11 protein-coding genes and 1 tRNA gene are annotated in these 12,919 nt (G+C 58.6%); 9 read left to right on the forward strand and 3 right to left on the reverse strand.

Annotated features, from left to right (window positions below):
* Positions 1 to 98 precede the first annotated feature (98 nt).
* From WBG04_RS12765 to WBG04_RS12790, 6 genes are all read left to right on the forward strand, one after another.
* Positions 99 to 968 carry a M28 family peptidase gene (locus WBG04_RS12765; protein WP_424314820.1) on the forward strand — a complete coding sequence of 290 codons (870 nt, stop codon included), beginning with the start codon at positions 99 to 101 and terminating at the stop codon, positions 966 to 968.
* Positions 969 to 1,101: 133 nt separating this feature from the next.
* Positions 1,102 to 1,177, forward strand: a tRNA-Ala gene (locus WBG04_RS12770).
* 89 nt (positions 1,178 to 1,266) lie between these two features.
* Positions 1,267 to 2,352, forward strand: a complete 1,086-nt coding sequence (locus tag WBG04_RS12775) for a DUF2891 domain-containing protein (protein ID WP_424314821.1) — start codon at positions 1,267 to 1,269, stop codon at positions 2,350 to 2,352.
* Positions 2,353 to 2,401: 49 nt separating this feature from the next.
* Positions 2,402 to 4,216: a sulfurtransferase gene (locus WBG04_RS12780; protein ID WP_424314822.1), complete on the forward strand. Its 1,815-nt coding sequence runs from the start codon at positions 2,402 to 2,404 to the stop codon at positions 4,214 to 4,216.
* 140 nt (positions 4,217 to 4,356) lie between these two features.
* Positions 4,357 to 5,604 (forward strand): hypothetical protein, encoded by a 1,248-nt coding sequence (locus WBG04_RS12785; protein WP_424314823.1) that lies wholly within the window; start codon positions 4,357 to 4,359, stop codon positions 5,602 to 5,604.
* Positions 5,605 to 5,606: 2 nt separating this feature from the next.
* The gene (locus tag WBG04_RS12790; protein WP_424314824.1) at positions 5,607 to 6,992 is read left to right on the forward strand and encodes a retropepsin-like aspartic protease; all 1,386 of its coding nucleotides are present in this window, start codon (positions 5,607 to 5,609) and stop codon (positions 6,990 to 6,992) included.
* A gap of 12 nt (positions 6,993 to 7,004) precedes the next feature.
* Here WBG04_RS12790 and WBG04_RS12795 read toward each other — a convergent pair whose 3' ends face one another.
* On the reverse strand, positions 7,005 to 7,469 hold the full coding sequence (locus WBG04_RS12795) for a hypothetical protein (protein ID WP_424314825.1): 465 nt from the start codon (positions 7,467 to 7,469) through the stop codon (positions 7,005 to 7,007).
* A 52-nt stretch (positions 7,470 to 7,521) separates the two neighbouring features.
* Here WBG04_RS12795 and WBG04_RS12800 point away from each other — a divergent pair, with 52 nt between their 5' ends.
* Positions 7,522 to 7,875: an arsenate reductase family protein gene (locus tag WBG04_RS12800; protein ID WP_424314826.1), complete on the forward strand. Its 354-nt coding sequence runs from the start codon at positions 7,522 to 7,524 to the stop codon at positions 7,873 to 7,875.
* A gap of 95 nt (positions 7,876 to 7,970) precedes the next feature.
* Here WBG04_RS12800 and WBG04_RS12805 read toward each other — a convergent pair whose 3' ends face one another.
* Positions 7,971 to 9,353, reverse strand: a complete 1,383-nt coding sequence (locus WBG04_RS12805) for a sulfatase family protein (RefSeq protein WP_424314827.1) — start codon at positions 9,351 to 9,353, stop codon at positions 7,971 to 7,973.
* Positions 9,354 to 9,434: 81 nt separating this feature from the next.
* On the opposite strand from WBG04_RS12805, the gene WBG04_RS12810 reads away from it, so the two are divergent.
* On the forward strand, positions 9,435 to 10,916 hold the full coding sequence (locus tag WBG04_RS12810) for a glycoside hydrolase family 75 protein (protein ID WP_424314828.1): 1,482 nt from the start codon (positions 9,435 to 9,437) through the stop codon (positions 10,914 to 10,916).
* Between the two features lie 79 nt (positions 10,917 to 10,995).
* Positions 10,996 to 11,145 (forward strand): hypothetical protein, encoded by a 150-nt coding sequence (locus tag WBG04_RS12815; protein WP_424314829.1) that lies wholly within the window; start codon positions 10,996 to 10,998, stop codon positions 11,143 to 11,145.
* Positions 11,146 to 11,163: 18 nt separating this feature from the next.
* Here WBG04_RS12815 and WBG04_RS12820 read toward each other — a convergent pair whose 3' ends face one another.
* A complete protein-coding gene (locus tag WBG04_RS12820; protein ID WP_424314830.1) occupies positions 11,164 to 12,876 on the reverse strand; it encodes a transglycosylase domain-containing protein in 1,713 nt (570 codons plus the stop codon).
* Between the last annotated feature and the right edge of the window lie 43 nt (positions 12,877 to 12,919).

A 12,919-nucleotide genomic window follows, 5' to 3' on the forward strand; every position in this document is an offset into this window, starting at 1 on the left:
ACCGGCCTTGGTCCTGCAGAAAGACGCTTGCGTTGGCGAACGGGACAGTGGAGGGAAGGCGCGTGATTGAGGTGTCCAAGTCCCCCCGTCGACCGTGGATGGTTGCTGTGCTGGTGATTCTGCCGCTGTGGCTGGTGGTTTCGGCGGGGCTCGGTCTGTGGAAATACTATCTCGGGACGCAGCAAGAGGAACTCATTGAGTCTTCGAAGTTCGCCACTCCGATGACGGGCGAAGGCCTGGCCGACGACATGCGGAAGTTGGTCGGCATCGTCGGCCCGCGGAATGTCGGAGTGGAGTCGGGAAGAAGAGGCTTGAGGCGGGCGTCATCGATGATTCAGGGTTTGCTGGGTCCGAGCAATGCCGGCTATGCGGTCGAGCTGGAAATGGGCCCTGAAGTCGCGGGTGAAAAGTGGCCGATCATCGTGGCGACCTTGCCGGGGAAAGAGGAACAAGCGGTGTGGGTCGTGGCGGGCTATGATACGCTCGGGGCAGGCGTCGAAGCGAACTCGAGCGGAGTATGCTCGCTGCTAGCAGTGGCCCGAGCGGTGGCGAATGAGCGTCCAATGAAGTCGATCAAATTTGCCTTCCTGCCGCACGCCTACGACCCTGGGAGTCCGGTGCTGCCGCTTCTGGATCAATTCACTTCCTTGCTTGGGAATGCTGATCTGCTGCTGGTGGTGGAGGCGATGGGCGCGAAGGGGGAGTTGCTGATTTCTTCGCGCGAGGTGGAGGTTTTGCGGAACCCGGGGTTCGAAAAGTGGGGGACGATTGTTGGCGCGGAGGCCATTTGTCTGGAAGACGACTTCGATCTGACCTCGACCTTGTTTGAGCTGAATCAACCGGCGGTCCGTATCGCGACGCGGCGAGTGGTCAGTGAGACGGAAACGGATGAGGAACTCCCTGATCCGGCCAAGCATCTTGCCTCGACCCGAGCGCTCGCGGAGCTGGTGATGGAGTTGGCCAACTGAACTGGAGGGAGGGAAGCGAGGAAAGGCTTCGCGTTCTGGTGGAGTGGAAATTCGGTCGGTCAGAAATTTCTTGCGCGGGCGGGGGGATTCTCCTACCAACCGCCACCCGCTTCTGGCGGTTCCAGAGTGTCGAGGGGCATTAGCTCAGTTGGTAGAGCACCTGCATGGCATGCAGGGGGTCAGCGGTTCGAATCCGCTATGCTCCACCACTCTCCGCTCCGGCTAGCGTAAGCGGGGCCGGAGCGGAGGGGGGTGGTTTCGACTTTCTCGCGACGGATTTTCGCTGAAGCTGGCGGCGATGAGAAGTTTCCAACTCGTAATGTGGATTTGTCTTCTGGGCGGCACTCTTGAGGGTGAAGAATTGCCGAGGATGACCGACGAGCAGGCAGAAGGACTGGTAAACATGGCTCTGGCCGGGATTGATCGGGAATATCCCAACAAGCCGGGTCAGGTGATGGCCGGGCCGGAGGATGTCAAATCTCCCCGCGAACTGCATCCGGTGTTCTACGGGCACTACGATTGGCATTCCTCGGTTCACGGGCACTGGATGTTGCTGAGGATGCTGCGCTTGTTTCCGGATGCGGATTTTTCGGCAGAGCTGAGGGATCTTCTCGACCGGCGATTGAGCCGTGATGGTCTTGCCGCTGAGGCCGCCTATTTCAGGAAGAAGGAGAACCGGAGCTTTGAGAGGATGTATGGCTGGGCCTGGGCATTGCGACTGGCGGCCGAGTTGAAATCCTCGAATGATCCGCAGTTTCAGGAGTGGGCGACACGCTTCGAACCGCTGGAGAAATGCCTGGTTGAAAGATCACTGGAATTTCTTCCGAAGCTGGATTGGCCGATCCGTTGTGGCTTTCATCCGGAGTCGTCGTTCGCCCTTGCCCAGATGCTCGACTATGCGCGGGTTGTGAAGAACATGGAGCTCGAAGACCTGTTGAAAGAGAAGGCCATACAGTTCTACGGCAAAGATCGTAGCTATCCGGTGCTCTACGAACCATCGGGCTTCGACTTCTTCTCGCAAGGACTGAACGAAGCCGATCTCATGAGACGGGTGCTGGAGGGTCCGGCCTATCTTGATTGGCTCGACGGCTTTTTTCCAGGCTTGGTGAAAGGTGAACTGGGCAATCTTTTGGAGCCGGTTTTGATCAGTGACCCCGAAGATGCCCAGTTGATCCACCTGGCGGGCCTGAACCTGAATCGTGCGTGGACCATGCGCGGAGTCCTCTCCGCCTTGCCTGAGGGAGACGCCCGGCGGCAGATACTGGCGGCTTCTGCCGACCGTCATGAGAGGGCAGGTCTGGCCAGCGTGCATACGGGGCATTACGAAGGGGAGCACTGGCTTGCTTCATTTACCGTATATTTACTAGGAAATTCGGGTCACTAACGTCTTCTCGTATGTTGGCAGCCCGGCGCGATTTGTGCAGCCTCGGGGCGTGGCGGGGTTTACGAATATTTCTGCATACCTGTTCGCTCGGATGGAGCGTTTGAAGTCGCTCAGGGAGGATCTCCTGAAGTTTTGCAAGGAGCGCGATCTCAAGGGGACGATTCTGCTGGCGCCGGAGGGCATCAATCTCTTCGTCGCCGGACGGCATCGAGACATCGAGGATCTTGTTTTCAAGCTGCGGGCAATGCCCGGGCTTTCGGATCTCCATCCGAAATACAGCGAAAGTTCCGATCAGCCTTTCTCCAGAATGCTGGTGCGGCTGAAGAAGGAGATTATTGCCTTTGGCGTGGATGGCATCGATCCCGTGAATCATCCTTCACCGCGCTTGAAGCCTGCGAAGTTGAAAGAGTGGCTTGATGCCGGGAAGCCAATTGTTCTGCTCGATACGCGAAACGACTATGAGGTGAAGCTTGGAACCTTCAAAGGTGCGGTGCCGGCGGGCATTGATCATTTCAGGAAGTTTCCGGAGGCTGTTGAACGTTTTCCGGAATCGATGCGCGACGCTCCGGTGGTGACGTTTTGCACCGGCGGCATCCGATGTGAGAAGGCGGCTCCGCTGATGGAGAAGATGGGCTTCAGGGAAGTCTACCAACTTGAGGGTGGTATCCTCAAATACTTCGAGGAAGTGGGAGGAGATCACTATGAGGGAGAGTGCTTTGTTTTTGATCAAAGGGTCGGCCTTGATCCTGCCCTGCGTGAAACCGGTGCCGCGGTTTGCTTTTGCTGCCAAGCTCCTCTAACAGCGGATGAGGTCGCGGATCCCCGTTTTGTGGAAGGTCAGTCGTGTCCTCATTGCTATCGCAGTAGTAAAGAGCGCCGGCGCGAGCAGATCAGGAACCGTCAGGCGGATCTGGATCAGTTGGTTTCGCCTCTTCCCGGGAGTGAGGCCTATGACAACCGGAAGCCAATCCGAATTCCCAAATCCTGCGATGGCATGACGCTTCTCGATGCCCTTGACGAGTTGTTCTCCTACGTCGGTCGTGGTGAATGGGGGAGTCGTATCAATGACGGGCGAATTCTGGATCCAAAGGGGGAGCCTGCGGAAGCGGAGCAGACCGTTCGGGCAGGCGAGCAGTATGTGCGGCTGATGCCCGAGACGATCGAGCCCGATGTCGCCGCGAACATCAAGGTGATCGATGAAGATGAAGCTGTGGTGGTGATCGATAAACCGGCACCGCTGCCGATGCATGCCTGTGGGCGCTACAACCGGAATACGCTCGAGCATTTCCTACGGCGGGCATGGTATCCTGAAGTGCCTCGTCCTGCCCATCGACTCGATGCCAACACCACGGGATTAATCGTTTGTGCCCGGACCCGGCAGATTGCGAAGCGACTGCAACCTCAGTTCTCCAGGGGTGAGGTTGAGAAAGTCTATCTTGCCCGAGTTCATGGCTCGCCGGGCGATGACGAGTTCGTCATCAACCACCGGATTTCAGCGGAGGCAGGCAAGCTTGGCGCGCGAGAAATCGACGAGCAGGACGGCCTTGAGGCCATCACTGAGGTGCGGGTGATTTCGCGGGACGGCGATGGGACTTCGCTGCTGGAGCTCAGGCCATTGACTGGTCGGACAAATCAGATTCGGATTCACTTGTGGTGGGAGGGATTTCCCATCGTGGGGGACCCGGTTTATCTTCAAGGTGGAGAACGTGGTGAAAGTCAGACCATGGAACTCGGCGCGCCTGCGATGTGCCTTCATGCGTGGAAGTTGGGATTCAATCATCCTCACAGCGGTGAACGGGTCCGCTACGAATCGCCCCGTCCGGAATGGGCCGCCGCGGTTCTAGCCGATGTCGAATGCGGCTGACGGGCTTTTGCCCGCTGCGGGAAAAGTCTGCCAAGATTCATTGCGGTCCCGCTTTGGTGCGAGGATTTCCTGTTTGCGCAATTTGGATGCGCCCAAAGTTTTCGGATGGACAGCCGCGAGGAACCAGTCCACTCGTAGGCATGATTGCTTCGCTGAAATTCTTGGCGCTTGGATTGGTGCTCTCTCTTTCGGTTCAAGCTGCGGAGACCCGGACATGGACTTCCAGGAAGGGAAGTAACATTGAGGCCCAATTGCTCAAGGTGGAGGGCAAGGAGGTGATTCTTCTCACACCCGAGTCACGTGAGATCAAGCTGAAGGTCGAGGATCTCAGTCTGGCTGATCGACAGTATTTGATCGAATACGGAGGGGCTGCCGTGGAAGTGGTGGCGGGTGGCGATCTCGGGGAGCCGGAAAATGAAGTGAAGATCGACACCAAGACCTTCAAGAGTCTGGAGAAACCCTTGCTGCTCGGAGATTCGACCGAGTTGAGTTTCGAGCTGTTGGAGACGGAGCACTTCCTGATCGCGAGTTCGGGAATGAGACCGCAGGCGATTGCCGAAACCGCGGAGCGCATGTGGCATGGCATGGCTTTCGAGCACATGAATTTCCGGAAGGATTGGAAGGACAAGCGCATGGTGATTTTCCTGGTGGATGACGAGGATGTCTACAAGTCGCTGGGCAAGTGGTATGAGAAATACCTCTTCGATGAGAAGGTAGATGAGAACAGCATCAGGCAAATCGCTGCCACTTGGAATGAAGTGGGCTCGACGAGTGTCAACCTGCCGCATGAACTGGTCTCCGAGAGGAACCTCCATGACCGGGCGATTGTGTTCAATGTCAGGCAGGAAAGGCTCTTCAAGAAGTCGATGTCATCGTTCCCCGTGCATGTGATTGCCGGGGGCCTTCTGAGCAAACAGATGGGTGGGGTGAGTGACTTCGGGGCCAATGGATACTTCGCCGTTCGCACCGGCTTCGCCTACTTCAAGGAGATCCACCTCACCGGTAAGACCGAGACCCACCTCATTAATGCCGAGGGCAGCCAGTTTGACGAAATCACGAAAAAGAGTGGTTTCGACGACGGAAGGTCCTGGGCAAAGACACTCAGGACTCTGGTGAAGAGGGACAAGGTGAAGCCAAATTTCGAGGACATGCTGTCTTGGAAGTCGACGGATCTGGACCCCGAGAAGCTGGTGCTGATTTATTCCTTTGCGACCTACTGCAACAGCACGCCGGAGCGCCTTTCGGGCTTCGCCAACATGGTGCGCCGGGTGGAGTCATCGAATCAGATTCCCGAACCGATCGAGTTTGCCAGGTTGATGGGCTTTGAAAGTGTGGAAGATCTGCAGACGGATTGGATTGAATTTGTGACCTCAACTTCCTTCAAATGATCATGAGGCTTTTCAAACAATGCCAGGCGGCTTTGCTCGCGCTCGGATGCGGAGTCATCGCTCTGGCGGATGAGGTGACGCAGGAATACCGTGAGTTCACCGGGAGCAACGGTAAGGTGATCAAGGCGGTGCTTGTCGATAAGGATGCGGAGAATGCGATGCTCCTGATGTCAAATGGCGGCCGGGCAAAGGTGGCGCTTGAGAACCTGAGTGAGGCAGACCGGGATTACGTCAAGGCATGGTCCAAGGAAAAGGCCTTGTTTCTTCAGAAATGCCGGGGTCTGACGATCCGGGAACTGCTTGAACTGCGGGGCTACGAGTCTTTCCCATTCAGGCTTGAGAGCAACTCGATCATTGTTGATGGCAAGCTCAATGGAAAGCCGGCGCGCTTCCTGATCGATACGGGGGCCGGAACCTCGCTCCTGCACGTACCCTTCGCCGAGGAGGCGGGTTGTGAGATCGGCCCGATGGATGAGGTGATCTATGGTGTGTCAGGCGAGGCACCCGCTGGCTGGACGACGATGAAAACCTTTCAACTGGGTCAGTCGATTTTCAAGGATCGCCGGATTCTGGCCACTGATCGGATGTTCAAAATGCCGGATGGCTACAAGCTAAGCGATGATGTGATTTTCGGAGCGGATTTCCTCAATACGCTGGATGCGGTGATCACCTACAAGGACCGCCTGATGTTCCTGCGTCCGGACCTTTCTGATGAGAGCCAGGTGGACCTCGATCTTGATGATGAGAGCGAGGGCGAGGACAGTCTGAGGTTCCGCCTTTTCAAGACGAAGGACGGCAAGGTGCTTCGTGGAAATGTGGTTTCCAAGAGCACGGTCTCGGTCAAATTGAAGCTGACCGACGGCAGGGAGCAGAGTGTGGCCATGTCGCGTCTGGTGCCGGATGATGAAGCTTACGTCAGAAACTGGAGCGAGGCGGGCGACATATTCCTCCGCTACTGCGGGGGATTGAGTATCGAAGAGGTGCTGACGTTGCGCGAGTACCAGTCCTTCGAGTACGAGCGTCGTGGAAACCACATTTTTGTCGATGGCACGCTCAATGGCAATAAGGTGACTTACATGATCGACACCGGGGCTGACAGCAGCCTGCTTCACTTGTGGGCTGCGGAAAAGTATGAGTGCGAGGTCGGACCGATGGACAAAAAGGTCTATGGGATCGGAGGAGAGGCACCCGCCGCGGTGACGAAGATCGCGGAGCTGACCATGGGCGATGCCAAGTTCACCAATCGCAAGGTATTGGCGACCGACATGACCCGCTCTGACAGGGACGATGATCTCGACTACGTCGGGCTCTTCGGGGCGGACTTCATGCGAGAACTGGACGCGGTGATCACCTACAAGGAGAACAAGGTCTTCCTGATTCAGCGTTGACCCGCGACGGCCTCAGGCCACCTCGGTAATCAGGCCATCCGGGTCGTCGATCGAATCCCCCACCTTGCGGCCGAGGAGTTTGCGGTAGAGGCCGCTCGCGGGCGTGAGAAGAGTGATTTCTCGGCCTTCGTCCTCGATGGAAACCCCACCGGCCGCAGGAACGAGCAAGTAGTGAGAGGACTCGCCGTCGAGATCGATTTCAACCAGAGCACCGGCATCGATGGGGTCGTCCATTTCGAAGTCCGGAAGGCTGAGGGTGGCGAAGAGTCCGACCGCCTCCGCGGCATCCTCGACTTGCTTGGCCTGGCCGGAGGCGAGGTAGGAAGCTTCGAGGCTGCGGGTGTCGTATTTGCTCTCGGCCTTGCTGCCGGGATCGGTGGCGGCGGCATGAGCATCGCGTGCCGCTTGAGTGAGGCGCTCCAGTCGGAGGTTCAGGTGTTCGCGGATGCGATCGAGGAGGGCGGCTTTCGGGCTCATGCTTGTGGCGGCGAATCCTTGCCTGATCGGGCAGCGGAGGCAAGATCGCGGCGTGTTGAAGATTTATGCCTACAAGAGCTGTGATTCCTGCCGCAAGGCGATTAAGTGGCTGAAAGAGCGGGAGCTCGATTTCGAGGTCGTGCCGATCCGCGAGACGCCGCCATCGGTGGCGGAACTGAGGAAGGTGCTGGCGACCGGCAAGGGCGAGATGCGGAGGCTTTTCAATACGGCGGGCGGCGACTACCGCGCGATGGGGATGAAGGACAAGCTGCCGCGTATGAGTGAGCAGGAGGCGCTCGAGCTTCTTTCACAACACGGCAACTTGGTGAAGCGGCCGATTCTGATCGGAAATGGCGTGGCGCTGGCGGGATTCAAGGTCGCGGAGTGGAACGAGGTGATTGGCTGATTGAGGGTTTCGCTTGATGGGGGAGGTCGCGCTGCCCGCCCCGCTTATGGCCGACTCGACCGTCACTCTCGCCACAGATGGAATCCTCGAGTCCTTCAGCGGTTGAGGGTTCCGCCGACCGGGCGGGCGGTGGTGGTGATTTCGGCGTCGAGCTTGGTCATGCGTTTGCGCAGGAGGTCGACTTTTTCAGGATGCTCGGTGGCGAGGTTGTTGCTTTCGCCGATGTCTTGGCTGAGGTCGAAAAGCAGGAGCTGTGGCTTCCCGCTTTTTGTCTTTTTGACGAGAAGCTTCCAGTCTCCCTGGCGGATGCCTTCGATCTGTCCGTTGGAGGAGTAGTGAAGGAATTCATCGCGGGGTGATTTGGCTTCTTCCAGCAGGGTCTTGCTGAGGTCGACGCCGTCGATTTTCCTGGGCGGGTCGAGAGGTTTGCCGGTGAGAGTGGCGATGGTGGGAAGCAGGTCGATGGTGCTGGCGAGTTCGTCGGAGACTTTTCCTGAGGGGATCTGACCGGGCCATGAGATGACGCAGGGGACGCGCTGTCCTCCTTCGAAGGTGGTGCCCTTTCCATCACGAAGGGGTTTGGCCGAGCCGCCGTGATTCTTGAAGCGGAGCCAGGGGCCGTTGTCGGTGGTGTAGATGACGATGGTGTCCTTTTCGATGCCGAGTTCCTGCAGGGTTTTTGTGATGCGTCCGGTTTCGGCGTCGATGTGTTCGATCACGTTCTTGTAGGCGTTCGCGGGATCGGAGTCGTAGACGTCGTCGGGCACGTAGAGCGGGATGTGTGGCATGCTGTGGGGGAGATAAAGGAAGAAGGGTTGGTCCTTGTTGGTGGTGATGAATTTGATTGCCTCATCGGTGTAGCGCCGGGTGATGGTGCGCTGGTCGACGGGGAGTTCGACGATCTCTTCGTTGCGCACAAGGGGCGTGTTCCAGTAGGTGACGGCGGTCGCTTGATCAGCCCAGAGTGCATCGCTTGCGATCCTGGACTTCCGCTCGTTTGCCGGGTGGTTCATGTCGTTCGAATAGGGAATGCCGAAGTAGGATTCGAAGCCTTGGGCGCGGGGCAGGAATTCCGGGAGATGGCCGAGGTGCCATTTGCCGATGCAGGCGGTGGCGTAGCCGTTGGCCTTGAGGTGGTCGGCGATGGTCAGTTCATCCGGGTTCAGGCCGTAGGTTGATTTGGGAAAGAGGACATGGCGGTGCATGCCGACGCGTTTCGGGTAGCAGCCGGTAAGAAGCCCCGCGCGGGAAGGTGAGCAGACGGGCGAAGGGACATGGAAGTCGGTCAGTCGGATCCCATTGGTGGCGATCGCATCGATATTCGGGGTGCGGATCGTCTCTGAGCCGAAGCAGCTGAGGTCGTTGTAGCCCTGATCGTCGGTGAAAATGAGGATGACGTTGGGATCGCGGGCGATGCTTGTGAGGGCGAGAAGGAGCCAGAGGGCGAAAGAGGAGAGGGTGCGACGGATGTGGAACACTGCTAGGAAACGTTGAGTGCCCCAAGAAACTTTCCAATTCCGCATGGCAGATCGGAAGGGATGTGATAATTCACTGGGCAAATGAGCGAGCTGGATCCGAATCAGATCGAAGGAGTCAATCGCGGCGGACCTGCTCGGGGGGGATTCCCGTGGATTCGGGCATCGTTTTTTGTGATCGTGCTAGGCGTGGTGGCGCTGCCATTCACCCCGCAGGGCAAACGTCTTGCGCAGAAGATCGAGCGGAGCCTGAAGCCGGTCCCGGTGGTGCAGCAGGTCGATGAGGACGACATTTTGCGGCAGGCCGAGGCGCGCTTGCGTGAAGAATACGAGCAGGAGTTGGCGGACTTGCGGAAGGCCGCGGAGGAGGCCCGCAAGCAGGCCGCAGCGGCCAAGGAATCGGGCGAGCCCGAGGTGCTGCCGCGGATCGATGAGCACTCGGCGACGACGGGTGGCGATGTCACGAGGCTCCGGTCCGGGATTCGTTTCAAGACTCAGGTGAAAGTGGAGAAAGGCGAGTTGGCTTCAAAGGAGCGGGTCGACGATGATTCCTACGTCGCGGAATACACGCTCAGCGTGAAAGTTCCCGAACCGTCCAGGACGCTTGATCAGCTCGAGAAGGTGAATCCGAATCTGGGAAAGCTGCTGCCTGGATTGGATGAGATGCTCGGGAGCGCCGAGGTCTCCCGCTGGTTCTATCAGCTTTATGAGAACAAGACCGAGCGCTTGAAGCGGGACTCGACGAAGCTGGCCGAGTTGTTGACCAAGCACAACTTCTACGACTGCGAGACGATTCTCAACATGAGTCATCCGCAGACGAAGCGTCGGGTCTTTCTGATGCAGGCGGAAATGGATGTGGTTTCCGATGGCTCCGATGGTGACCGCCTTGCCACGATGCCGGACAGTATTGTGAATTCGACGCACTATCAGCCGTTTACGAGCTATGGTTGGAAGAAACAGACGAAGACGCCGAATCCGATGGTTGCCGGATGGGAGAAGCGGATTGGGAATGCCAATCGCGAGCTGGCCGACCCCGCGACGACCGCCGAGCGGAAGGCGTGGTTGAAGGAACGGATCAAGTACTTGAAACGTGGTATCGAGGACATGACCTACCGCAGTTACCTGATTGCGGAGTATGATCCCTTCGTGGTGATTCCGGTGAATTTGTTGACGGCATCGGGTGACGTTTTTGCACCGAAGGTCGGGGACTACGCGGTGGTGGTCCACGGGAAGGATCTTTATCCGGCGATTGTCGGGGACGGTGGGCCGACTTTCAAGGTGGGCGAGGCATCGCTGAGAATGGCGAAGCAGATCAACTCGAAGGCGTCGCCCTACAGTCGTCCGGTTTCTGATCTAACCGTGACCTACGTGGTGTTTCCGGGAAGTCGGGATGAGAAGAAGGGGCCGCCGAACTACGAGAAGTGGCGTATCAAGTGCGGGGAGCTGATCAATGAGATCGGCGGGCTTGGAGAAGGGGTGGAGCTTTTTGAATGGGAGGATCTCTTGCCGCAGAAGGAATTGCCGGTGGAAGAGGCTCCTGAGGGGGGTGTGATTGAAGGGGAATGAGGGCGTCTGGGGTGGTGAAGCGTCACTACGTGACGCAGATCGTGGTGCGAGCTGCCGTGGACTGAAGTCCACGGCTATCATGAGTGGCCCCGACGGGGCCGATGCCGCCGATGCCGCCGATGCCGCCGGGGTCGATGCCGATGGGGCCGATGAGGCGATACTGATGGTCTCGATGCCGAGGGGGCGGGAGTTAAAACGGTCCTGCCGATTTGGGGGAGCGGGCTGTTAGGTCGAGCTGCGCAACTCTTCAGTTGTTGCCGAGACGTTTGACGAGGTCCTCGAGGATGAGGTCGATCTGGGTGTTCGACGAGATGCGTTGTGGGTTGTCGAAGCCGAGCCAGATGATGGTCGAGCCGGTGGGGCCGACACGCAGGATCCAGGCATCCCGGCCCGAACCGGTGGCGCCGGTGAAGGTGCGGGTTCCTGAAGTCGATTCGAGCAGGCTGGTGGCTTCATCGGCAGCATGCCTGGTGATCGCTTGACTGAGCGACGGCTGTCTTCTGAAGAGCACGGTGCCATCGGTGTCGCTGACCTGTTGGATCAGGTGAGCCTGGGGTCGCTTGCCGCCGGAGGCGAGGGTGGCGAGGGCCGTGGCGAGTTCCATGGGGGTGGATGAGGCACCGCCGCGAAAGAGGTCTTCGGTTTCGAGGAAGGGGCCACTGATGCCGCAGCGTCGCATGATTCTCTCGGTTTCGAGGGGTCCGATCTGGCGGCCTGTGAGCAGTGGGTTGCCGGGGATCACCCGTTTCCCGCGCTCGGCGGCGGCGGCGGCAATCCATGGTTCGATCACCTGCCCGAGGTCGCGGCGTGCCAGCGTGGTGCGGTCGAATCGGGAATCGAGAAAATCGCGACCGCCGATCAGCGCGAGCACCTCGCCGGTCTTCGACTCGAGGGTGACGCCGACGCTCTGGAGGTATGCGGGGGGCTCGCCAGGTTTGTGGTCGGCATGGGTGGGGTGCTCCCAGTTCTTTGATTTTTCGGCCTCAAGGAGCGCTTTCGAGAGATCGGTTTCCAGCCGCATCTGCCAATTGGTGTCGAGAGTGGTTTGCACGACGAGGCCATCGATGCGGATGTCGATGGCTTCGAGGATTTCGCTGAGTTCACTGCGCACGGCTTGAAGGGCATAAGAACGCTCGGTGCTGCGCTGCTCATCGGGGACCAACTTGATCGGCAGCGCTTCGATCCGAAGCTTGTCGGCCTCGGTGATGCGATTCATCGCGATCATGCGATCGAGCACTTCCTCCTGCTGAACTCGTGCGCCATCGAGATTGCGGATGGGTGAGAAGACGTGTGGTCCGCGGATGATGCCGACGAGCATGGCGGACTGGCCTTCGTGGAGTTCGGAAACGGACTTTCCGAAGTAGGTTCGTGAGGCTTCTTCGATGCCGTGGCAGCCGCCACCGAAGTAAATGCGGTTCAGGTAGTGGGTGAGGATTTCGTCTTTCGAATAGCGCTGCTCGATCCGGAGGGTGAGTGCGATTTCCATCAGCTTGCGGTGAATCGACTTGGCGCGCATGTCGAAAGTGTTGCGCGCGAGCTGCATCGTGAGGGTTGATGCGCCCTGGGTGAAATCGCGGTCCTTGATGTTGCGCAGGGTGGCCCGGGCGAGGCCGCGGAAGTCGACGCCGGAATGTTCGAAAAAGCGGGCGTCCTCACGAGCCTCGAGGCACTCGATCATGAAGTCCGGCAGGTCCTGCCTGCGGGCCAGTCTGCGGTTGGCGCCCCAGCCGGCTTCGATCTCTTTGCCGTTGCGGTCGATGATGGTCGTGCGAGCCGGAATGGCGGCGACTTCATCGAGATCAAATTTGGCCGACTGGAGGAAGTAGAAGAAGGCGATTCCGAGGAATAAAACGAGGCCGCAGAGGGTCAGGCGCAGGCACCACACCAAGGGCATGTGGCTCCAGTCGGGAAGCCATGAAAGCCACTTGGGAAATGGGGATGCCGGACGCCAGGTAGACACGTGATTCGGTGGGCAGTTATCGGAGCTTCGTTTTCAATGAGGG

The organism is Haloferula sp. (assembly GCF_049672945.1).
Lineage (GTDB): Bacteria > Verrucomicrobiota > Verrucomicrobiia > Verrucomicrobiales > Akkermansiaceae > Haloferula.

Bases quoted from the DNA above. Each gene is read 5' to 3' on its own strand.
- WBG04_RS12815 (WP_424314829.1), top strand. From the start codon at position 10,996: ATGAGTGGCCCCGACGGGGCCGATGCCGCCGATGCCGCCGATGCCGCC.
- WBG04_RS12775 (WP_424314821.1), top strand. From the start codon at position 1,267: ATGAGAAGTTTCCAACTCGTAATGTGGATTTGTCTTCTGGGCGGCACT.
- WBG04_RS12790 (WP_424314824.1), top strand. From the start codon at position 5,607: ATGAGGCTTTTCAAACAATGCCAGGCGGCTTTGCTCGCGCTCGGATGC.
- WBG04_RS12810 (WP_424314828.1), top strand. From the start codon at position 9,435: ATGAGCGAGCTGGATCCGAATCAGATCGAAGGAGTCAATCGCGGCGGA.
- WBG04_RS12765 (WP_424314820.1), top strand. From the start codon at position 99: ATGGTTGCTGTGCTGGTGATTCTGCCGCTGTGGCTGGTGGTTTCGGCG.
- WBG04_RS12795 (WP_424314825.1), bottom strand. From the start codon at position 7,469: ATGAGCCCGAAAGCCGCCCTCCTCGATCGCATCCGCGAACACCTGAAC.
- WBG04_RS12785 (WP_424314823.1), top strand. From the start codon at position 4,357: ATGATTGCTTCGCTGAAATTCTTGGCGCTTGGATTGGTGCTCTCTCTT.